This window comes from Microbacterium sp. NPDC091382, assembly GCF_044757025.1.
Taxonomy (GTDB): Bacteria; Actinomycetota; Actinomycetes; order Actinomycetales; family Microbacteriaceae; genus Microbacterium.
Genome location: NZ_JBIVUD010000001.1, coordinates 1 through 20,478, shown reverse-complemented (window position 1 = coordinate 20,478; position 20,478 = coordinate 1). Strand labels below are relative to the sequence as shown.

General features: G+C 69.5%; 20 protein-coding genes. 14 read left to right on the top strand and 6 right to left on the bottom strand.

Annotated features, from left to right (window positions below):
* The first annotated feature begins 41 nt into the window (after positions 1-41).
* Together glmS and ACIQLK_RS00095 are read left to right on the top strand one after the other, a co-directional pair.
* Entirely contained in the window at positions 42-1,892 is a 1,851-nt protein-coding gene (gene glmS, locus ACIQLK_RS00100; RefSeq protein WP_400361915.1) for a glutamine--fructose-6-phosphate transaminase (isomerizing), read from the top strand.
* A gap of 145 nt (positions 1,893-2,037) precedes the next feature.
* Positions 2,038-3,348 carry a UDP-glucose dehydrogenase family protein gene (locus ACIQLK_RS00095; RefSeq protein WP_400361913.1) on the top strand — a complete coding sequence of 437 codons (1,311 nt, stop codon included), beginning with the start codon at positions 2,038-2,040 and terminating at the stop codon, positions 3,346-3,348.
* Positions 3,349-3,387: 39 nt separating this feature from the next.
* Here ACIQLK_RS00095 and ACIQLK_RS00090 read toward each other — a convergent pair whose 3' ends face one another.
* Entirely contained in the window at positions 3,388-4,179 is a 792-nt protein-coding gene (locus ACIQLK_RS00090) for a lysostaphin resistance A-like protein (protein WP_400361912.1), read from the bottom strand.
* A 16-nt stretch (positions 4,180-4,195) separates the two neighbouring features.
* Here ACIQLK_RS00090 and ACIQLK_RS00085 point away from each other — a divergent pair, with 16 nt between their 5' ends.
* The 8 genes from ACIQLK_RS00085 to ACIQLK_RS00050 all read left to right on the top strand — a co-directional run bounded on the left by ACIQLK_RS00085 (position 4,196) and on the right by ACIQLK_RS00050 (position 9,783).
* The gene (locus tag ACIQLK_RS00085; protein ID WP_400361910.1) at positions 4,196-4,885 is read left to right on the top strand and encodes a low molecular weight phosphatase family protein; all 690 of its coding nucleotides are present in this window, start codon (positions 4,196-4,198) and stop codon (positions 4,883-4,885) included.
* A gap of 53 nt (positions 4,886-4,938) precedes the next feature.
* The gene (locus ACIQLK_RS00080; protein ID WP_400361908.1) at positions 4,939-5,295 is read left to right on the top strand and encodes a holo-ACP synthase; all 357 of its coding nucleotides are present in this window, start codon (positions 4,939-4,941) and stop codon (positions 5,293-5,295) included.
* Positions 5,296-5,378: 83 nt separating this feature from the next.
* Positions 5,379-6,494 (top strand): alanine racemase, encoded by a 1,116-nt coding sequence (alr, locus tag ACIQLK_RS00075; RefSeq protein WP_400363824.1) that lies wholly within the window; start codon positions 5,379-5,381, stop codon positions 6,492-6,494.
* The gene (tsaE, locus tag ACIQLK_RS00070; RefSeq protein WP_400361907.1) at positions 6,491-6,994 is read left to right on the top strand and encodes a tRNA (adenosine(37)-N6)-threonylcarbamoyltransferase complex ATPase subunit type 1 TsaE; all 504 of its coding nucleotides are present in this window, start codon (positions 6,491-6,493) and stop codon (positions 6,992-6,994) included. Before alr ends, tsaE begins: the two co-directional genes overlap by 4 nt.
* Before the next feature lie 39 nt (positions 6,995-7,033).
* A complete protein-coding gene (gene tsaB, locus ACIQLK_RS00065; RefSeq protein WP_400361906.1) occupies positions 7,034-7,702 on the top strand; it encodes a tRNA (adenosine(37)-N6)-threonylcarbamoyltransferase complex dimerization subunit type 1 TsaB in 669 nt (222 codons plus the stop codon).
* Positions 7,699-8,196: a ribosomal protein S18-alanine N-acetyltransferase gene (gene rimI / locus ACIQLK_RS00060; protein ID WP_400361904.1), complete on the top strand. Its 498-nt coding sequence runs from the start codon at positions 7,699-7,701 to the stop codon at positions 8,194-8,196. The genes tsaB and rimI overlap by 4 nt, the downstream gene beginning before the upstream one ends.
* A 1-nt stretch (position 8,197) precedes the next feature.
* Entirely contained in the window at positions 8,198-9,271 is a 1,074-nt protein-coding gene (tsaD, locus tag ACIQLK_RS00055) for a tRNA (adenosine(37)-N6)-threonylcarbamoyltransferase complex transferase subunit TsaD (protein WP_400361902.1), read from the top strand.
* Positions 9,268-9,783, top strand: a complete 516-nt coding sequence (locus ACIQLK_RS00050; RefSeq protein ID WP_400361900.1) for a hypothetical protein — start codon at positions 9,268-9,270, stop codon at positions 9,781-9,783. Before tsaD ends, ACIQLK_RS00050 begins: the two co-directional genes overlap by 4 nt.
* Before the next feature lies 1 nt (position 9,784).
* Here the strand turns inward: ACIQLK_RS00050 and ACIQLK_RS00045 are convergent, their stop codons facing one another.
* Positions 9,785-10,984, bottom strand: a complete 1,200-nt coding sequence (locus ACIQLK_RS00045; protein ID WP_400361899.1) for an SAM-dependent methyltransferase — start codon at positions 10,982-10,984, stop codon at positions 9,785-9,787.
* Between the two features lie 151 nt (positions 10,985-11,135).
* Between ACIQLK_RS00045 and groES the strand changes: the two genes are divergently transcribed.
* The 3 genes from groES (at position 11,136) to ACIQLK_RS00030 (ending at position 14,035) form a co-directional block, all read left to right on the top strand.
* A complete protein-coding gene (gene groES, locus ACIQLK_RS00040; protein WP_017203655.1) occupies positions 11,136-11,432 on the top strand; it encodes a co-chaperone GroES in 297 nt (98 codons plus the stop codon).
* 147 nt (positions 11,433-11,579) lie between these two features.
* Complete coding sequence (gene rarD, locus ACIQLK_RS00035) at positions 11,580-12,518, top strand: EamA family transporter RarD (protein ID WP_400361897.1); 939 nt, start codon at positions 11,580-11,582, stop codon at positions 12,516-12,518.
* A gap of 155 nt (positions 12,519-12,673) precedes the next feature.
* Positions 12,674-14,035, top strand: coding sequence for an ABC transporter substrate-binding protein (locus ACIQLK_RS00030; RefSeq protein WP_400361895.1), 1,362 nt, complete (start codon positions 12,674-12,676; stop codon positions 14,033-14,035).
* A 152-nt stretch (positions 14,036-14,187) separates the two neighbouring features.
* On the opposite strand, the gene ACIQLK_RS00025 is transcribed toward ACIQLK_RS00030, so the two are convergent.
* Genes ACIQLK_RS00025 through ACIQLK_RS00010 form a run of 4 tightly spaced genes read right to left on the bottom strand, consistent with a single transcriptional unit; the run spans position 14,188 to position 18,255 of the window.
* Positions 14,188-14,952 (bottom strand): ABC transporter ATP-binding protein, encoded by a 765-nt coding sequence (locus ACIQLK_RS00025; RefSeq protein ID WP_400361893.1) that lies wholly within the window; start codon positions 14,950-14,952, stop codon positions 14,188-14,190.
* Positions 14,949-16,010, bottom strand: coding sequence for an ABC transporter ATP-binding protein (locus tag ACIQLK_RS00020; RefSeq protein WP_400361891.1), 1,062 nt, complete (start codon positions 16,008-16,010; stop codon positions 14,949-14,951). Before ACIQLK_RS00020 ends, ACIQLK_RS00025 begins: the two co-directional genes overlap by 4 nt.
* On the bottom strand, positions 16,000-16,980 hold the full coding sequence (locus tag ACIQLK_RS00015; RefSeq protein WP_400361890.1) for a branched-chain amino acid ABC transporter permease: 981 nt from the start codon (positions 16,978-16,980) through the stop codon (positions 16,000-16,002). Before ACIQLK_RS00015 ends, ACIQLK_RS00020 begins: the two co-directional genes overlap by 11 nt.
* A 6-nt stretch (positions 16,981-16,986) precedes the next feature.
* On the bottom strand, positions 16,987-18,255 hold the full coding sequence (locus ACIQLK_RS00010) for a branched-chain amino acid ABC transporter permease (RefSeq protein ID WP_400361888.1): 1,269 nt from the start codon (positions 18,253-18,255) through the stop codon (positions 16,987-16,989).
* Between the two features lie 323 nt (positions 18,256-18,578).
* Between ACIQLK_RS00010 and guaB the strand changes: the two genes are divergently transcribed.
* Positions 18,579-20,081, top strand: coding sequence for an IMP dehydrogenase (gene guaB, locus ACIQLK_RS00005; RefSeq protein WP_400361886.1), 1,503 nt, complete (start codon positions 18,579-18,581; stop codon positions 20,079-20,081).
* Positions 20,082-20,478: the final 397 nt, after the last annotated feature.

Sequence of the window (20,478 nt, the reverse complement as noted above, 5' to 3'; positions counted from 1 at the left end):
CAGGGGCGTTGTCTCAGCCCGCCCCACTTAGAATCGGACGCATGTGTGGAATCGTCGGATACGTGGGGCCTCGTGACAGCCAGGCCATTCTGCTCTCGGGCTTGGCTCGGCTCGAGTATCGGGGGTACGACTCCGCGGGGATCGCCGTCATCGACGGCGAGGGAGACCTCGAGATGCGCAAGCGCGCGGGCAAGCTCCAGGTGCTGCGTGACGACCTGACCGCGCACCCCATGGCCGACGGCACCACCGGCATCGGTCACACCCGCTGGGCGACCCACGGCGGGCCCACCGACGCGAACGCGCACCCGCACCTCGCCGACGACGACAAGCTCGCCGTCATCCACAACGGCATCATCGAGAACTTCGCCGAGCTGAAGGACGAGCTCCTCGCCGACGGCTTCACCTTCCGCAGCGAGACCGACACCGAGGTCGCCGCCGTCCTGCTCGGCCGCGAGTACGCGGCATCCCGTGACCTGGTCGCCGCCTTCCGCACGGTCGCGGCCCGTCTCGAGGGAGCCTTCACCCTCCTCGCGATGCACCAGGACCAGCCCGGCCTCGTCGTGGGCGCTCGCCGCAACTCGCCCCTGGTGATCGGCCTGGGCGAGGGGGAGAACTTCCTCGGCTCCGACGTGGCCGCCTTCGTCGAGCACACCCGCAACGCCCTCGCCATCGGCCAGGATCAGATCGTCGCCATCACGCCGCAGGGCGTCGAGGTCACCGACTTCGACGGTCAGACCGTCGAGGTCGAGCCGTTCGAGGTCGTCTGGGATGCGTCGGCCGCCGAGAAGGGCGGCTGGTCGTCGTTCATGGCCAAGGAGGTCTCGGAAGAGCCCGAGGCCGTCGCCAACACCATCCGCGGCCGCTTCTCGGACGGCGCCGTCACGATCCCCGAGCTCGACGGTCTCGACGAGCTGTTCATCGGCATCAACCGCGTCATCGTCATCGCGTGCGGCACCGCCGCCTACGCGGGCATGGTCGGCAAGTACGCCCTCGAGCAGTGGACGCGCGTCCCCGTCGACGTCGAGCTCGCGCACGAGTTCCGCTACCGCGACCCGGTCATCGGCCCCGACACGCTCGTCGTCTCGATCTCGCAGTCCGGCGAGACCATGGACACGCTCATGGCCGTCAAGTACGCCCGCGAGCAAGGCGCCAAGACGCTCTCGATCTGCAACACGCAGGGCGCGACGATCCCGCGCGAGTCCGACGCGATCGTCTACACGCACGCCGGCCCCGAGGTCGCCGTCGCCTCGACGAAGGCATTCGTCGCGCAGATCACCGCCCTCTACCTGCTGGCCCTCCACGTCGGTCGCGTACGGGGTGTCCTCTCGCACGAGGACTCGGCTCAGGCCGTCCGCGAGCTCGAGGCGATCCCCGCGAAGATCGCGCGCGTCCTCGAGACCGAGCAGGAGCACATCGAGCAGTTCGCCGGCTGGATGGCCGACACGAACTCGGTCCTGTTCCTCGGCCGCCACGTCGGATACCCGATCGCGCTCGAGGGTGCCCTCAAGCTCAAGGAGATCTCCTACATCCACGCCGAGGGCTTCGCCGCCGGCGAGCTCAAGCACGGCCCCATCGCGCTCATCGAGCCCGGTCAGGCGGTCTTCGTGATCGTCCCGTCGCCCCGTGGCGCGGCCGAGCTGCAGAAGAAGGTCGTCTCCAACATCCAGGAGATCCGCGCCCGCGGTGCCCGCGTCATCGCGGTCGCCGAGGAGGGCGACGTCTCGGTGCTGCCGTTCGCCGACGAGGTCCTGCGGATCCCGCTGGCCGCGCCCCTGTTCGAGCCGCTCCTGGCGGTCGTGCCGCTGCACATCTTCGCGATGGGCCTCGCCACGGCGAAGGGTCTCGACGTCGATCAGCCGCGCAACCTCGCGAAGTCCGTCACGGTCGAGTGAGTCGGGCCGGGCCGGTGCCCGGTCCGGCGCTCGCGCCCCTCGACACCTCCCGGACACGCCGCCGAGAAGAGGTCGTCACGGGACTCTGATAGAAACGACCGGGGTTCGATGGCTCGTGCCCGTCAAACATGGGGGGACTGACACGATGCGACTTTCGGTCATCGGATGCGGATACCTGGGTGCCGTCCACGCCGCCGCGATGGCGTCGATCGGCCACGACGTGGTCGGCATCGACGTCGACGAGCAGAAGATCGCCATGCTCTCGGCCGGCGAAGCGCCGTTCTTCGAGCCCGGACTCACCGACATCCTCGCGGAGGGCATCGCCTCGGGGCGCCTGTCGTTCACGACCGACTTCGCCGCGGCAGCCGGTGCGGCCGTCCACTTCGTCGGAGTCGGAACCCCCCAGGTGAAGGGCGGGTACGCAGCCGACCTCACCTACGTGAACGCGGCCATCGATGCGCTCCTGCCGCATCTGTCCGAGGGCGACCTCGTCGCCGGCAAGTCGACCGTTCCGGTCGGCACCGCGGCATCCCTCGCCCCTCGCATCAGTGACACGGGCGCGACCCTGGTGTGGAACCCCGAGTTCCTGCGCGAAGGCTTCGCCGTCCAGGACACGGTGGACCCCGACCGCCTCGTCGCCGGCGTCCCCGCCGGTGAGGAGGGTGAGCGGGCCGCGCAGATCCTGCGCGAGGTCTATCACCCGTCGATCGCCAAGGGCACGCCTTTCATCGTGACCGATTACGCGACGGCGGAGCTCGTCAAGGTGTCGGCGAACGCCTTCCTCGCCACCAAGATCAGCTTCATCAACGCCATGGCCGAGATCGCCGAGGTCGCCGGTGCCGACGTCACGATGCTCGCCGATGCGATAGGTCACGACGCGCGCATCGGCCGCCGCTTCCTCGGAGCCGGCATCGGCTTCGGCGGCGGGTGCCTCCCGAAGGACATCCGCGCGTTCTCGGCCCGCGCCGAGGAGCTCGGTCGGGGTGAATCGGTCGCCTTCCTGCGCGAGGTCGACGAGATCAACATGCGCCGTCGCGAACGAGCGGTGGAGCTGGTGGTCCAGGGTCTCGGCGGCCAGGTCTTCGAGAAGAGCGTCACGGTCCTCGGCGCCGCGTTCAAGCCCTACTCCGACGACATCCGCGACTCGCCCGGACTCGACGTCGCCGTGCGCCTGCACGGCCTCGGCGCCAAGGTCACCGTCACCGACCCCGAGGCGATCCCGAACGCTCGGCGGCAGCACCCGCAGCTCACCTACGTCGCCGATCGCGACGAGGCACTCGCAGGAGCGGACGCCGTCGTCCTCGTCACCGAGTGGGACGAGTACCGGCGCGAGCTGAGCCCCGAGCACGCCAACACCCTCACCGACGGACGCATCATCGTCGACGGCCGCAACGGGCTCGATCCGGCGGCCTGGCGCGCCGCAGGATGGACCTACCTCGGGATGGGGCGACCCTGACCGATCACGGCTGAGCCGAGGGCGCTCCGGACCGCCGGGTCACAGCCCGGTGGAGAGGATGCCGCCTGCCGCGAGAAGCAGCAGCATCGACGCGTTGTAGACGACGTGCACGAGCACCGCGCCCCAGATCCGCCCGGTGAGGACGACGAGGGTCGCGCACACGAGGCCGACCGCGCCGACGGAGATCGACTCGAACAGCGGCAGCGACCCGTCCACCACGTGGATGAGGATGAACGTCGCCGCCGACACGAGGATCGCAGCGACCGCCGCAGCGAGCCGCCCCGCGGGGCGGCGGAGCAGCGAGTAGACCGCCACCAGGATCACGGCACGGAAGAAGAACTCTTCCACCAGCGGGCCGACGACCCCCGCCGGGATCGCCTCGGTCAGCAGCCAGGACGGCGTCGGGTCCGACGCGGGGAAGGGGCGCGACGCGGCATCCGCCACCCATCCGTCGAACAGACGCAGCCCGAGCCCCAGGGCGAGCGCGTAGACGAGGTCCGCCGCGCGGAACCGCAGCAGGCCGGCAGGTCGACCGGCGCGGAACGCCAGAATCACGGGGACGAGCATGCCGACCCAGAGGATCGCGGTCGACGCGAGGGGCGCCCACGGGTTCGTCCACAGCAGCTGGAGGAGCGACCCGACGAAGATCGCCGCGCCGAGGCTCAGGACGGCCACGACCAGCAGTCGGCCGTTCCACGCGCGGACCGCGGTGCCGCCCACGCGCCAGTCGGTGCGTCGGTTCCGCCGGCCCCGGCGGCGCGAGGCGTCGACCGCGGCCTCCTCCGATACCGGGTCGGCGGTCGTGTGGCCGTCGCTAAGCTGATCCTGCACGGGCCTACCGTATCGGGTGCCCGTCCGCGTCCCGCCGCAGCGCCGTCGTTCCGCCGAGCACCGAGGTGGGGACGCCGGTGAGGGGCGAGCCGCGGCATCCGTTCCGAAAGGACACCGCGTGATCCACATCCTCACCGTCTGCACGGGCAACATCTGCCGTTCGCCGCTGGCAGCGCTCGTCCTGCAGGAGCGCCTCGGCGATGTGGGCGTGGTCGCGACGAGTGCCGGCGTCCGCGCCCGAGCCGGAGATCGGATGCCGGTCGAAGCCGTCGAGCTCGCGGTCGGGCACGGCGTGCCCGCCGACCGGATCGAGGCGCACGCCGCGCGGTACCTGACCGAGGGGCTGCTGCGGGAGCCCGACCTGGTGCTCGCGATGGACCGCGCCCACCGCCGCGCGATCGTCGAGCTCGCGCCCTCGAAGCTGCGGACGGCCTTCACGATCCGCGAGTTCGAGCGGCTCTCGGCAGCGACCTCCGGCGAGGCGATCCGCGCGGGCGCTGCCGGCGACGATCCGCGTGACCGCCTCCGCGGAGCTCTCGCCGTCCTCGCCGGGCAGCGGGGACTCGTCCTGCCGCCCGCCGATCCCGCCGACGACGACGTCGTCGACCCGTACGGCCGATCCCGGGAGACCTACGCCCGCTCGAACGCGCAGCTCGCGCCGGGACTGGCCGCCGTCGAACGCGTCGTGCGCCTCGCCGTCGCCTGAGCCGCGCCGGATATCCTGATCTGATGCCGTAGAGCACGGCGACAGGAGGCGGGATGATCATCGGAATCGGTGTCGACCTCGTCGACATCCCGCGGTTCGAGCGCTCGATCGAGCGCACGCCGAAGCTCATGGAGCGGCTTTTCACGGCATCCGAGCAGACCCTCAAGCCGCACTCGCTCGCCGCTCGATACGCCGCGAAGGAAGCGCTCATCAAGGCGCTCGGCGGATCCGAAGGGGTGCACTGGACCGACATCGAGGTGGCCTCCGAGCCCTCGGGGCGTCCGGTCTTCGCGCTGTCCGGCGAGACGGCGGCGACCGTGGCGGGACGCGGCATCGGCACCGTGCACCTCTCGCTCTCGCACGACGCCGGTCTGGCGACCGCCTATGTGATCGCGGAGTCCGCAGCATGACCCGCGATCGCATGCCCCCGCCCGATCGCATGCCCCCGCCCGATCGCATGCCCCTGCCCGATCGCATGCCCCTGCCCGATCGGATGCCGGAGGGCGTCGCCCGTGAAGCGGTCATCGACGTCGGCGCCATCGAGCACAACGTCCGCCACCTCGCTCGGCTCACCGAGTCGGAGGTCATCGCCGTGGTCAAGGCCGACGGCTACGGCCACGGTGCCGTGCGGTCGGGGCGCGCGGCGCTCGCCGGGGGAGCGGCCCGCCTCGCGGTCGCGGACGTCCCCGAGGCGCTGCAGCTGCGGGATGCCGGAATCGACGCGCCCGTGCTCGCGTGGCTCCACGCGCCGGGCGCCGACTTCACCGCAGCCGCCGCCGCGCACATCGAGCTCGGCGTCTCGAGTCTCGAGCAGCTGCGTGCGGCGGCTCGGGCCGGGTCAACGGACCGTCCGGTGACCGTGCAGCTCAAGGTCGAGACGGGCCTCGGCCGCAACGGCATCGCCCCCGCCGACTACGGTGCCGTGTTCGCCGCGGCGGCGCAGTACGAGCGCGAGGGTGTCATCCGCGTCCTCGGCATCTTCAGCCATCTCTCCAACACGTCGCCTGACGACGATCGCACCGCCCTGTCTCGCTTCACGGTCGCGCAGGCCGCCGCCGAGGCGACCGGGCTGCGTCCGCGGCTGCGTCACATCGCGGCCTCGCACGCCGCGATCGGGCTGCCCGAGGCGCGATTGGGGTGCGTCCGCCTGGGCGTCGCCATCTACGGGCTGTCGCCGTTCGACGGCCGATCGTCGGCCGACCTCGGCCTCCGCCCCGCCATGACCCTCCGCGCCGCGGTCGCCGCCGTCCGCCGCGTGCCCGCCGGCCAGGGCGTCTCGTACGGCTACCAGCACCGCACCGAGCGCGAGTCGACCCTCGCCCTCATCTCGGTCGGTTACGCCGACGGGGTGCCGCGCGCGGCATCCGGGGCGGGTCCCGTCTCGATCGGCGGGCGGACGTTCCCGGTCGCCGGCCGCATCGCGATGGACCAGTTCGTCGTCAACGTCGGCGACGAGCCCATCGCGGTCGGCGACGAGGCCGTGCTCTTCGGCGACCCGGCGACGGGCGTCCCTTCGGCGACGGACTGGGCCGAGGCGGCGAACACCATCAACTACGAGATCGTCACGCGCATCGGCCCGCGCGTGCCGCGGCGGGAGGTGCGGTCATGACCGGAATCGAGCAGTTCGAGGGGCGTCGCGAGATCGCGTCGCCCGACGACATGGAGGCGCTCGGCCGCGAGCTCGGCGCAGCGCTGACGGCGGGCGACCTGCTCGTCCTGACCGGACCGCTCGGGGCGGGGAAGACGACCCTGACCCGCGGGATCGGCGAGGGCCTCGGCATCCGCGGTCCCGTGCAGAGCCCCACCTTCGTCATCGCGCGCACGCACCCGTCCGAGGTCGGCGGTCCGCCGCTCGTGCACGTCGACGCCTACCGGCTCGGCTCGCCTGCGGAGCTCGACGACCTCGGTCTCGACCCCGACAACGCCGTGACGATCGTCGAGTGGGGCCGCGGCATGGTCGACGGTCTCGTCGACACCTGGTGGGAGCTGGAGATCGAGCGCGGCTGGAGCGGCACCGGCATCGACAACGCCTGCGGCACCACCGGTCACTACGCCGCAGAGCTCGAGGACGCCGCTCCCCGTATCGTCACCATCACCCGGCGTCCCTGACGAGACGTGGCCGCCGCCGGCCCGGATACCCTTGATCCTGTGATCCTCGGCATCGACACCTCCCTCGGCACGGCCGTCGCCGTGATCGACGCCGACGGTGCCGTCCGTGCCGATGCCGCCAGCGCCGACCCCCTCGGGCACGCCGAGATCATCGGCACCCAGCTCGAAACGGTGATGACGGATGCCGCGCGCGGCCCCATCGGCGCGACCGGCACTCCGGAGCCCGTCGCGTTGACCCACGTCGCCGCGGGCATGGGCCCGGGTCCCTTCACGGGGCTTCGGGTCGGGATCGCGGCCGCACGGGCCTTCGCCCTGGGCCGCGGCATCCCCGTCGTCCCCGTCCGGAGCCACGACGCGGCGGCCCTCGCGGTGCTGCTCGCAGACCCGTTCGCCGACGTCCCCCGCTTCGCGGTCGTCACCGACGCGCGCCGCAAGGAGTTCGCCTTCACGGTCTACGACGGGATCGACGACGACGGACTGCCGGCGCGCGTCACCGAGGCGACGCTCGTGAAGCGCGACGACATCGACGCCGCCCTCGCCGAGCACGGCGCCGAGCGGCGTGACACGACCGTGATCCCGGGCGCCATGGTCGCGCTCGTGGCCGCGCGCGCGGTTGCAGCCGGCCGTGTCGAGGACCTCGGCGAACCGCTCTACCTGCGCGCTCCCGACGTCACCATGCCGGGTCCGCGGAAGAAGGTCGGCCAGTGACCCTCCGCACCGCCACCGGCGACGACCTCGACGACATCATGCGCCTCGAACGCGCGTCGTTCCCGACCGACGCCTGGAGTGACGCGCTCATGGCCGGCGAGCTCGCCTCGCCCCACGGCCGCTACGTCGTCGACATCGAGGCCGGTCGCCTCGTCGGCTACGGCGGTGTGCGTGCCGTCGAGGGCGCAGCGGATGCCGACATCCAGACCATCGCCATCGCCGCCGATGCGCGGGGCCGCGGTCGCGGGCGCGCGCTGCTGCGCGAACTGCTGGCCACCGCCCGCAGCCGCGGTGCGCGGGAGATGTTCCTCGAGGTGCGGGCCGACAACCCCGGCGCCACCGCGCTGTATCTGTCGGAGGGCTTCGTCGAGGTCGGTCGCCGCCCCCGGTACTACCAGCCCGACGATGTCGACGCGGTCGTGATGCAGCTGAACCTCGTCGCCTGGGAGGCGCGGACCACGGCCGCCCCGACGGCCGAGAAGGGCTGGTGCTGACATGACGCACGAACCCCTCGCACCCGAACCACTCGTGCTGGGCATCGAGACGAGCTGCGACGAGACCGGGATCGGCATCGTCCGGGGCCGTACCCTGCTCTCGAACACCATCGCGAGCTCCATGGACGAGCACGCCCGCTACGGCGGCGTCGTGCCCGAGGTCGCCGCGCGCGCCCACCTTGAGGCTCTGCAGCCGGCGATCGAGACTGCTCTCGCCGAGGCGCGGGTGACCCTGGCCGACGTCGACGCGGTCGCCGTCACCAGCGGGCCCGGTCTCGCCGGCGCACTGATGGTCGGGGTCGGCGCCGCCAAGGCGCTCGCCGTCAGCCTCGACAAGCCGCTTTACGCCGTCAACCACCTCGTGGGTCACATCGCCGCGGACATCCTCACCGGCGACGAGGTCGAGTACCCGACGGTCGCGCTGCTCGTCAGCGGCGGGCACACGTCGCTCCTGCTCGTCCGCGACCTCGTCTCGGACGTCGAACTCCTCGGCGAGACGATGGACGACGCCGCCGGCGAGGCGTTCGACAAGATCGCCCGCATCCTGGGGCTCCCGTACCCCGGCGGCCCCGAGATCGACCGGGCGGCGGCATCCGGGGATCCGAACGCGATCCGCTTCCCCCGCGGCATGTCCCGCGCATCCGACATGGCCGAGCATCGCTACGACTTCTCGTTCTCGGGGCTCAAGACCGCCGTCGCCCGCTTCGTCGAGCAGCACGAGGCGACGGGTGACCCCTTGGCGGTGCCCGATGTCGCGGCATCCTTCCGCGAAGCGGTCGTCGACGTCCTCGTCACGAAGGCACTCGACGCCTGCGCCCGTCACGGCGTCCCGCGGCTGCTGCTGGGCGGCGGCGTGATCGCGAACAAGCGTCTGCGCGATGTCGCGCTCGAGCGCGCCGAGGCCGCGGGAGTCGCCGTCCGCATCCCGCCGCTGTCCCTCTGCACCGACAACGGCGCGATGATCGCGGCACTCGCCTCCGAGCTGATCATGAGCGGGCGTCCCGCGTCGACCCTCGCCTTCGGCGCCGACTCCACCCTGCCCGTCACGACGATCCAGGTGGCGGCGTCGTCATGACCGACGAGCGGATGCCGCGCCCCGCCTCTCCGACAGCGGGTCCCTCTCCGTCGACCCGGCATCCCGCCCCCGCGACGCAGGGACCCGTCATCGAGCCCGCGTCGGAGGACGTCGCGCCGGCACCGACCGACTCCGCGCTGCCGGGCGTTCACCGCGGCGGGTTCCAACGCGAACTGACGCAGCCGCTGCCCGTCGCCCCGCCGCTCGCCGTGCATCCCGATCCGGACGACCGGGTCTCGCCCGACGTCCGGTGGATCCCGCAGCAGCCCATGCTCCCGCGCAGCGCGGGGTGGTCGCTCCTGTTCGGCGTGCTGGGCCTGGTTCTGGCCTGCTTCGTCGGCTGGGGTTTCCCGGTGGGTCTCATCGGCGTGGCGCTCGCCGTCCTTGCGCTCCGCCGCCCGTGGGAGCGGCGCGAGACCGCCCTGTGGGGACTCGGGCTCAGTGTCGCGTCGCTGATCTACAGCGCCGGATGGCTCTGGTGGGCCGCGTCGCAGGGCGCTCTGTTCGCCTGACTCAGACCCGGTCGGCGAGCACGGCGACGCGTTTCGCCTTCGGTCCCTCGCCCAGGCGCGTGAGGATGAGCGTCGCCGCCGCGTCTCCGCGCAGCGCGAGTTTGCGTCGGAACTGCGCGGGGTCGACATCGACGCCGCGCTTCTTGATCTCGACCGTGCCGATGCTCCGTGCCTGGAGCGCGGCGTTGATCGCCGGCACCTTGACCGGCAGCACCTCGCGGACGCGGAACGACTGCACGAACGGGTTCGTCAACGCGGCATCCGACGTCAGATAGGCGATGCCGTCGGCGAGCATCCCCGCCTCCAGGGTGCGCGCGACCTCGCCGATCAGCCGGGCGCGGATGACCGCGCCCTCGGGCTCGTGCAGGAAGGCGCCGAGCTCGCGCACCGGCTCGTCGGGTGCGTCGGCGGGGGCCGTGAGCTCCGCCGCCGCGCCGCCGCGGATGACGAGCGCCGAGCGTCGCACGCCCTCGCGGCGCAGCGATCCCGACCAGAGCACGAGCTCGACGGTCGAACCGTCGACGCTGATCCACTGCGCTTCGACGTCGGCGGGGATGAGGTCGCGGTCGAGTCCCGGTCCGAGTTTGATGCCCACCGGCATCCGCTCCGCCAGGGAGAAGGCCCAGTCGAGAGACGGCGACCAGTCCTCGGGGCGGGTGCGCGAGGTCTCGGAGTGCCCCGCGGTGCGCCGGGCCGGGTCGAGCCACACGGCATCCCACTCGTCGAGCACGGTGTCTTCAGCGCGGCCGTGTCGCACGGTGACGGCGTCGCCGAACGGCGCGAGGTTGTAGGCCGCAAGGGCGGCGGTGGTCTCGTCCGCGTCGACGGCGAGCACGTCGAGCCCGATGCCCGCCATTCCGAGGGCGTCGCCCCCGATGCCGCAGCCGAGGTCTGCGACGCGGTGCACCCCGGCATCCCGGAACCGTCCCGCGTGGCGGGCGGCGACCTCGAGGCGAGTGGCCTGCTCGAGGCCCGCCCGCGTGAAGAGCATCCGGTCCGCGAAGGGGCCGAACTTCGCGGCGGCGCGTACGCGCAGGTGCGCCTGCCCGACGACCGCCGACACCAGGTCGGGGGAGTGACCCGCCGCGCGCAGGCGCGAGACGGCTGCCGCGACCTCGGTGGTGGATGCCAGGGGTCCGACCTCGTCCACCATGCGCAATCCCTGCGGCGTCAGGAGGGCGGTCAGCTCGGCCTGTTCCATCCGGCCAGCCTAGGCGCACCGGCATCCGGATCACTGTTGGCACTCGCGTTGCATGAGTGCCAACCGCGCTCTAGACTTTCGTTAGCACTCTCGGTAAGCGAGTGCTGATGAGTCTTGAAGCAGGACCCCACCAGCAAGAAAGAGGTAGAACGTGTCGGTTTCCATCAAGCCGCTCGAAGACCGCATCGTCATCAAGCAGGTCGAGGCCGAGCAGACCACCGCGAGTGGCCTGGTCATCCCTGACACCGCCAAGGAGAAGCCCCAGGAGGGCGAGGTCGTGGCCGTGGGCCCCGGCCGCATCGACGACAACGGCAACCGCGTTCCGCTCGACGTCGCCGTCGGCGACCGCGTTCTGTACAGCAAGTACGGCGGCACCGAGGTCAAGTTCGGCGCCGACGAGTTCCTCGTGCTGTCGGCTCGCGACGTCCTCGCGGTCGTCGTCCGCTGACACGCAGCACCCTTCCACAGGGCCCGGATGCTTCGGCATCCGGGCCCTGTGTCTTCGGCCCCGGCCTCTCCGCCATGGCAGGATCCCGACGAACATCGGCAGGCGCCGCGGTACCGCCGCTGTCATGACCGTCGTAGGCTCGTACTCATGACACCCGAGGAAGCCGCCCGCGAGAAGTCCCTCGGCGGTGTCTTCGTCTTCTCGGCGTACGTGCTCTGGGGCTTCCTTCCGCTGTACTTCGTCAGCCTGGCTCCCACAACGCCGTGGGAGGTCGTGGGCTGGCGCATCGTGCTGAGCCTCGTCTTCTGCGTCGCACTGATCGCGATCACCCGCGGCTGGGGACGGATGCGCGTCATCCTCCGCGACCGCCGACTCATGCTGTGGACGCTGGTGGCCGGCCTCCTCATCTACGTCAACTGGCAGGTCTTCCTCATCGGCACCCTGACCGGCCACGTCGTCGAGACGAGCCTCGGCTACTTCATCAACCCGATCGCGACCGTGCTCCTGGGCGTCCTCGTGCTGAAGGAGCGTCTGCGGCCGGCCCAGTGGACCGCGGTCGCCATCGCCGCTGCGGCCGTCGTCGTCATCATCGTCGCGGTCGGGAACGTGCCGTGGATCGCCCTGACCCTCGCCGCCAGCTTCGCGACGTACGGTCTCGTGAAGAAGCGGATCGGACCGTCGGTGGATGCCGTCAGCGGCCTCACGCTCGAGTCCTTCTGGCTCGTGCCCATCGCCGTCATCCAGCTCATCGCGGTCGGGGTGACGTCGGGGCTCACCATGGGGCGCGAAGGAACCGGCCACACGGTCCTCCTCCTGCTCGCCGGTGCCGTCACCGCGATCCCCCTCCTGTTCTTCTCCGCCGGCGCCCGCCGGACGTCGCTGACGGTGGTCGGCATCCTCCAGTTCGTCGCGCCGATCATGCAGTTCCTCACGGGCGTGCTCATCCTGCAGGAGCCCATGCCGTTCGAGCGGTGGATCGGCTTCGGCCTGGTCTGGGTCGCCGTCGCGGTGTTCGCCGTCGACTCGCTGCTGGCCTCGCGTCGCCAGCGCGCTCGCGCGATGACGGCCGTTCCCGACCCCGTGTGACCGGGGCGGATGCCGCCTTCCTCGCCGTTATGGGAGCGTGCCCACCTCGTTACACATCGTTAACGAACGGCAACACTCGCGAGATGACCTCCCCGCTAGGTTGATCACACCGGGCCGGACCCGATCCGACTCGTGTCACCACAGCAAGGAGCACAATGTCCGTCTTCACCCGATCGCGCGTTGCGAAGGCCATGGGCGGCATCGCCCTCGCCAGCGCAACCGCCCTCGTCCTCGCCGGCTGTTCCGGAGCCTCCACGCCCTCGGCGTCCAACTCCGGAGACGCGCAGGGATCCGACTTCACCTTCCCCGTCAACTGCGACACGGCAGCGCCGCCGGACTACACCCCGGAGTTCACCTCGACCTCCAAGGGCCCCGCCACGGACCTCGAGTACACCATCGGTACGGCCCTGCCCGTCACCGGAAACCTCGCGTTCCTCGGCCCGCCCGAGATCGCCGGCACCGAGTACGCCGCCGACGAGGTGAACAAGGCCGACAAGGGTGTGAAGATCAACCTCGTCCAGGGCGACTCGGGCGACACCGACAACAAGGCGTACGAGACCGAGATCCCGCGTCTTCTGAACGCCGGTGCCACCGCGATCATCGGTGCAGCCTCGTCGGGCACGTCCCTCCAGTTCATCGACCAGGTCATCGCCGCCGACGCCATCCAGTTCTCGCCGGCCAACACCTCGGCCCAGTTCACCGGGTACAAGGACAAGGGCCTTTACTGGCGCACTGCTCCCTCCGATGTCCTGCAGGGCAACGTGCTCGGCAACCTGATCGCCGGCGACGGAGCGGAGACCCTCGGTCTCATCGTCCTGAACGACGCGTACGGCACCGGCCTCGCCTGCTTCACGAAGGCCGCCTTCGAGGAGGCCGGCGGCAAGGTCGTCTCGGCTGCGCTCTACAACACGGGTGACACGAACTTCTCGGCCCAGGTGTCCGATGTGCTCGCGGCCGACCCCGACGCCATCGCGCTCATCACCTTCGAAGAGGTCAAGACGATCATCCCCGAGCTGGTGTCGAACGACTTCCCGAAGGACAAGATGTACTTCGTGGACGGCAACCTCACCAACTTCGGCGACGAGTTCGAGGCCGGCACGCTGACCGGCGCCAAGGGAACCTACCCCGCGGTCGACCCGAAGAGCATCGAGTCGTTCCGCACCGACCTGAACTCGTATTGGACCGGTACGGGCAAGCCCGAGCTGAAGGACTACACCTACGGCCCTGAGTCGTACGACGCGGTCATCCTGCTCGCGCTCGCTGCACTCGAGGCAGGGTCGGCGGAAGGCCCTGACGTCGCGGCGCACCTGCAGCAGGTCTCGGGTGGCTCGGGTGACGGTACGAAGTGCACGTCCTACGCCGAGTGCGCGGACATCATCATCGGCGGCGGAGTCGCCGACTACGACGGCGTCTCGGGCCCGATCACGTTCGACAAGGTGGGTGACCCGACGCAGGCGTCCATCGGCATCTTCCAGTACGGCGAGGACAACAACTACTCGTTCCTCAACCTCGGCTGAGCCCAGCTCCGCCGTACACGACGGCCCCGGTCCTCGGATCGGGGCCGTCGTGCGTCTGCGGGGGAGGAGGACGGGCGCCGAGCGTAGGTGTGCGCACACGACGATGCCCCCGGTCACAGGACCGGGGGCATCGTTGCAGGAGTGGCTCGGTGTCAGGTGCCGAGCGTGCCGAGGTACAACCCGATGACCTTGGGGTCGTTCAGAAGCTCACGTCCGGTACCGGTATACGCGTCACGCCCCTGGTCGAGAACGTAACCGCGGTCGCAGATCTGCAGGCACCGCCGCGCGTTCTGTTCGACCATGATCGTGGTCACACCGGCTTTGTTGATCTCGGAGACGCGGAGGAAGGCCTCGTCCTGTCGCGACGGCGACAGACCGGCCGACGGCTCGTCGAGCAGCAGCACATGCGGATCCATCATGAGGGCGCGGCCCATCGCGACCATCTGCCGCTCACCGCCCGACAGAGAACCGGCACGCTGCTGCAGCCGCTTGGCGAGGTCGGGGAACACAGAGGTCACGAAGTCGATCCGCTCCGAGACCACCTTCGGGCGCTGGTAGGCGCCCATCTGCAGGTTCTCGGCGATAGACAGGCTCGGGAAGACGTTGTTCGTCTGCGGGACGAAGCCGACGCCCTTCGCGACCAGCTTGTTCGCGCGGAGGCCGGTGATGTCCTCGCCGTTCAGGACAACGGCACCTTCACGGATCTTGACCTGCCCGAAGATCGCCTTGAGCATGGTCGACTTGCCGGCGCCGTTGGGGCCGATGATGCCGATCAATTCGCCCTTCGCGGCGGTCAGGTTCGCGCCGTTGAGGATGTTCACCCCGGGAAGGTACCCGGCATGCACATCCCGCAGCTCGACGACGTTCTCGACGGCGGTCGCGGACGGCGCCGCCTGCACCGCAGCGGTGTCGCTCACTTGTTCTCCTCCGTCGTTCCCGATGCGGGGTCGGATGCCGCGCGCTCGGCGCTCTCGGCGCGTCGCGTGGTGGGGGGTGCCGACGTCTCGGATGCCGCGGGAGCGGCATCCGCTTCGACGACATCCTGCAGCTCGTGCGCCTGCGCGACGAGTTCGGCTGCCTCGGGGGTCAACTCACCCTCGTAGCGGCCCGTGACGACGCCGAGATCGACGTCCTGGTGCGCGCCGAGGTAGGCGTCGATGACCGCCTGCTCCTTCATGACCGCGTCAGGCGGGCCCTCGGCGACGACCCTGCCCTCCGCCATCACGACGACCCAGTCGGCGATGTGACGGACCATGTGCATGTCGTGCTCGACGAAGAGCACCGTCATGCCGAGGTCCTTGAGATCGAGGATGTGGTCGAGCAGCGACTGCGTGAGGGCCGGGTTCACGCCTGCCATCGGCTCGTCGAGCATGACGAAGGTCGGGTCGCTCATGAGGGCACGGGCCATCTCGAGGAGCTTTCGCTGTCCACCCGAGAGGGACGCGGCGAAGTCCTTCTCCTTGGCGTCCAGCTTGAAGCGGGCGAGGAGGCCGCGGGCCTTGTCCTCGATCTCCGCCTCCTGCTTCTTCCAGAGGAACGGGAAGATGCCCTGCCAGATCTTCTCGCCACCCTGACCGGGTGCGCCGAGCTTCATGTTCTCGAGCACCGTCAGAAGGCCGAGCGACTTCGTGAGCTGGAACGTGCGCACCTGACCCATGCGCGCGGTCTTGAATGCCGGGATGCCTGCGAGGTTGCGACCGTCGAACGACCAGTTGCCCGAGTTCGGCTTGTCGAAGCCCGTCAGCAAGTTGAAGAGCGTGGTCTTGCCGGCCCCATTCGGCCCGATCAACGCGGTGATCGCGTTGCGGGGGATCTCGAGATGCTCGACATCGACCGCGGTGAGGCCGCCGAAGACGCGCTTCACGCCGTCGACGACGATGATCGGATCGACCTTCTCGACACCGGGGCGGATGTCGCCCTTGTGCAATCCGGTCGATTTGGGACGGGGGGTCGGGGCTGCGACGTCAGCGGACAAAGGTCAGCTCCTTCTTGCTTCCGAGGATGCCCTGCGGGCGGAAGATGACCAGCAGCATGAGGGCGACGCCGACGAGGACGAAGACCAGCATCTGGCTCTGCTCAGCGGTGAGGAACGGCAGCCAGCCGATGTTCACGAGTGCGGGGAGCAGGTTCGACAGGAATGCGCGGACCACCCAGAAGAGCACAGCGCCGAGGACGGGACCGAAGATGGTGGCCGCGCCGCCGAGCAGCAGCGCCGTCCATACGTAGAAGGTCTGCGACGTGACGTAGACGTTCGGGTTGACGTTCGTGCCCATGGCGGTGACGATTCCACCGGCCGCGATGATCACACCGCCGACGATGAGCGCCTGCATCTTGAAGGCGAACACGTTCTTGCCGAGCGAACGCACGGCATCCTCGTCTTCACGGATGCCGCGGATCACACGACCCCACGGGCTGCTCATGAGCAGCCACACGAGCAGGACCACGATCGCGATCGTGATGATGCCGACGATGATGACCCACCACTGGTCGGACTGATAGGTCCACGGTCCGATGCCGTATCGACCGGGGGGCAACGGGTTGCTCGCGCGGAACGCCCCCTGGAACCCCGAGAGCCCGTCGGCCGATCCCGTCGTCTCGCGGAACGTCGAGGTCAGGAACAGGAGTCGGACGACCTCGGCGGCCGCGATCGTGACGATCGCGAGGTAGTCGCCGCGCAGGCGGAGCGTCGGGATGCCCATGACCAGCGAGAACAGCACGGCGGCGACGAGGCCGACGAGCGCCGCGACCGGCCAGGGGAGCGCGAAGCTGATCGTCGAGATCGCGAAGCCGTAGGCGCCGATGGCCATGAAACCGGCGACGCCCATGTTCAGCAGGCCGGCGAAGCCGAAGTGCACCGACAGGCCGATGGCGGCGAGGACGAAGCCCAGCGTGGTGGGCGACAGGATCTGTGCCGCGGTGTTGTTGAGGATCTGCAGGAAGTTCATGAGCCGTTATCCGATTCGCTCTCGGCGGCCGAGCAGGCCCTGGGGACGGAACAGCAGGATGACGATCAGCACCACGAGAGCGCCGACGTACTTGAGGTCGGACGGGATCCACAGCGTCGACACCTCGACGAGCAGGCCGACGATGATCGAGCCCACGAGCGCGCCGAACGCCGTTCCCAGTCCGCCGAGCGTGATCGCCGCGAAGATCAGCAGCAGGATTCCGGTTCCCATGTCCCACTTGATGCCGGGGCGGAAGTAGGCCCAGAGCACGCCGGAGAGCCCGGCGAGCGCCGCCGCCATGATCCAGACGATGCGGACGACGGCGTCCACATCGATGCCGCTGGCGGCCGCCAGCGACGGGTTGTCCGACACCGCGCGGGTGGCGCGCCCGATGCGGGTGCGCATCAGCCACCAGGCGAAGGCGACGATCACGACGATCGACACACCCATGCTGACCACGTCGGTCACCGACAGGCTGATGGGCCCGAGCCCGGGGATGTTGGTGGTGGCACCGCCCGGGAGGTTCAAGGTCCCGCCGCCGATGAACATCTGGAAGATGTAGCGGAGGGCGAGGGAGAGGCCGATCGACACGATCATCAGCTGGACGGTGCCGAGTCCCTTGCGTCGGAGTGGTCGCCACAAACCGGCATCCATCCCGAAACCGAACAATCCCGAGACGATCACGGCCAGCGGGATCGCGATCCAGATCGGGACGCTCAGGGTGACGGAGAAGAGGAGGGCGACGAGGGCACCGAAGGTCACCATCTCTCCGTGAGCGAAGTTCGACAGACCCGTCGTACCGAACACGAGCGAGGCGCCGATCGCCGCGAGCGCGAGCATGAGGCCGAAGTTGAGGCCGTTGACCGCGCGAGAGGCGAACTGATCCCAGAACGAGGTCGTCGTGCGCTCCGCCGCGGCGAGGGTGAAGTTGCGGGTCACGGTGCTCGTCGGCCCGAAGGTCACCTCCTGCGTGAAGTCGAACCCCTGCGGTGCTTTCACGCCGTCCGGAAGCGAGTCCTCGACGAGCTCGACCGTGTAGGTCTCGTCCTTGGTGGGGACGGGGAGACGGAAGGAGCCGCGGTCCGTGGTCTCGGCCTCACCGGTGTATGCACCGCCGGTCACCGTGACGGTCGCGCCGACCACGGGTTCGCCCGAGACGCGGACGTTCCCCTGGATCGCGTAAGGGAAGTCCTCGGGGTTGTCGGTCTGCGCGGATGCCGGGTTGGCGATGCCGAGCAGGAGCGCACCGGAGAACAATCCGACGAGCAGAGCCATGAACGCGCGTTTCCATCGCACATGGGCGCGCGAAGAGTGGGTGGTCGTCACCGAACCTCCAGATTGAAGCATGGTCAGCGCGCTGAGGTACGGGTGCCCGCGGCGCCACACGACCGTATCCAGCGATTGTTGCCGGTGTGTTTCCCTCCCGCAACCATCGACACCTCATATACATGCGCGAATCGGTATCGATATGGCATCGGTCCTGCGGCGCCGTCCTTCTCGTACCGCGGCGGTCGCGGGGAATGAATCGAGGCCCTCCCGCCTTAGAATTCGTACAGCCGGAGAGCGAGAGCTCGAGCAGTCGCGACGCAGGAGAGCACATGGAGCACAACGACCCGTTCGGATTCGTGGGACTGACGTATGACGACGTCCTGCTGCTGCCCGGCCACACGGACGTCATCCCGTCCGAGGCCGACACCTCCTCCCGGGTCACGAGGCGCATCACGGTCGCGACCCCGTTGCTGTCCGCGGCGATGGACACGGTCACCGAGGCGCGCCTCGCGATCGCGATCGCGCGCGAGGGCGGCATCGGCATCATCCACCGCAATCTCTCCATCGCCGATCAGGCGAAGATGGTCGACCAGGTCAAGCGCAGCGAGTCGGGGATGATCACCGACCCGATCACGACGACTCCGGACGCGACGATCGAAGAGGTCGACACCCTGTGCGGTCAGTACCGCATCTCGGGACTCCCGGTCGTCGACGACGACGGCAAGCTCGTGGGCATCGTGACCAACCGCGACATGCGGTTCGTGTCCGGCTTCGAGCGACAGACCACGAAGGTGCGCGACGTCATGACCCGCGAGGGGCTCGTCACCGGACACGTGGGTATCGGGGCGAACGAGGTGATCGCCCTCTTCGCCCACCACCGCGTCGAGAAGCTGCCTCTCATCGACGAAGACGGCAAGCTCGCCGGTCTCATCACGATCAAGGACTTCGACAAGAGCGAGAAGTACCCGCTCGCGACGAAGGACGACCAGGGTCGCTTGCGCGTGGGAGCGGCGATCGGCTTCTTCGGCGACGCGTGGGAGCGCGCCGAGGCGTTGCGGGATGCCGGTGTCGACGTCATCGTGGTCGACACGGCCAACGGCCAGTCCGCCGGCGTGATCGACATGGTGAAGCGGATCAAGGCAGACGAGTCCTTCGCCCACATCGACGTGATCGGCGGCAACGTCGCGACCCGTGAGGGTGCGCAGGCGCTCATCGATGCGGGAGTGGATGCCGTGAAAGTCGGCGTCGGCCCGGGTTCGATCTGCACCACACGCGTCGTCGCGGGTGTCGGGGTCCCGCAGGTCACCGCGATCTACGAGGCATCCCTCGCGGCACGTGAAGCCGGCGTCCCGATCATCGCGGACGGCGGGCTGCAGTACTCCGGTGACATCGCGAAGGCGCTCGTCGCCGGCGCTGACACCGTGATGCTCGGCTCGCTCCTCGCAGGGACCGACGAGTCGCCGGGTGAAGTCGTCTTCCAGGGCGGCAAGCAGTTCAAGCTCTACCGGGGGATGGGATCGCTCGGTGCGCTCCAGACCAGGGGCAAGAAGACCTCCTACTCCAAGGACCGCTACTTCCAGGCGGACGTCCCGAGCGACGACAAGCTGATCCCCGAGGGCATCGAGGGGCAGGTCGCGTACCGGGGTCCCGTATCCGCTGTCGCCTATCAGTTGGTGGGTGGGCTGCGTCAGTCGATGTTCTACGTCGGCGCCCGCACCGTCGAAGAGCTGAAGGCGCGCGGGAAGTTCGTGCGCATCACCTCGGCAGGGCTCAAGGAGTCTCACCCGCACGACGTGCAGATCGTCGTCGAGGCGCCGAACTACAAGCGCTGACAGGGATCCGGGGGCTCGACACGCCCGGGATGCGAGGCTGATTTGCCGAGTCCCCGATCCCCGCGTAACTTATTACTTGTTCGCCCCACAGGGAAGAGCGAGAGGCTGAGAAGCCCGCCGCCCCCTCAAGCTGGCGGACCACCCCTTCCAAGAAGAAACAATCGCTCTGCGATTGGGTCTGACCTCAGGTCTAGGACGGGGAATCGGGACGAGCTCTCCGCCGTCATCCGAACCCGACGATCTCTCGAGATCGTCGGCGTGTCGGGTTTGACGGTTTCCGAGCGTCGTCCTAAGGTAGAGAAGTTGCCTCACTACGAAGCCCTTGCGGGGGTGGTGTGGGAGCATCCGATCCTTGAGAACTCAACAGCGTGCACTTGTCAAATGCCAAATAACCTCG

Coding starts and splice junctions, on each gene's coding strand:
- tsaE (WP_400361907.1), top strand. CDS start 6,491: ATGACCGGAATCGAGCAGTTCGAGGGGCGTCGCGAGATCGCGTCGCCC.
- ACIQLK_RS00080 (WP_400361908.1), top strand. CDS start 4,939: ATGATCATCGGAATCGGTGTCGACCTCGTCGACATCCCGCGGTTCGAG.
- glmS (WP_400361915.1), top strand. CDS start 42: ATGTGTGGAATCGTCGGATACGTGGGGCCTCGTGACAGCCAGGCCATT.
- alr (WP_400363824.1), top strand. CDS start 5,379: ATGCCGGAGGGCGTCGCCCGTGAAGCGGTCATCGACGTCGGCGCCATC.
- rarD (WP_400361897.1), top strand. CDS start 11,580: ATGACACCCGAGGAAGCCGCCCGCGAGAAGTCCCTCGGCGGTGTCTTC.
- tsaD (WP_400361902.1), top strand. CDS start 8,198: ATGACGCACGAACCCCTCGCACCCGAACCACTCGTGCTGGGCATCGAG.
- ACIQLK_RS00030 (WP_400361895.1), top strand. CDS start 12,674: ATGTCCGTCTTCACCCGATCGCGCGTTGCGAAGGCCATGGGCGGCATC.
- ACIQLK_RS00015 (WP_400361890.1), bottom strand. CDS start 16,980: ATGAACTTCCTGCAGATCCTCAACAACACCGCGGCACAGATCCTGTCG.
- ACIQLK_RS00095 (WP_400361913.1), top strand. CDS start 2,038: ATGCGACTTTCGGTCATCGGATGCGGATACCTGGGTGCCGTCCACGCC.
- ACIQLK_RS00045 (WP_400361899.1), bottom strand. CDS start 10,984: ATGGAACAGGCCGAGCTGACCGCCCTCCTGACGCCGCAGGGATTGCGC.
- guaB (WP_400361886.1), top strand. CDS start 18,579: ATGGAGCACAACGACCCGTTCGGATTCGTGGGACTGACGTATGACGAC.
- ACIQLK_RS00010 (WP_400361888.1), bottom strand. CDS start 18,255: ATGGCTCTGCTCGTCGGATTGTTCTCCGGTGCGCTCCTGCTCGGCATC.
- ACIQLK_RS00050 (WP_400361900.1), top strand. CDS start 9,268: ATGACCGACGAGCGGATGCCGCGCCCCGCCTCTCCGACAGCGGGTCCC.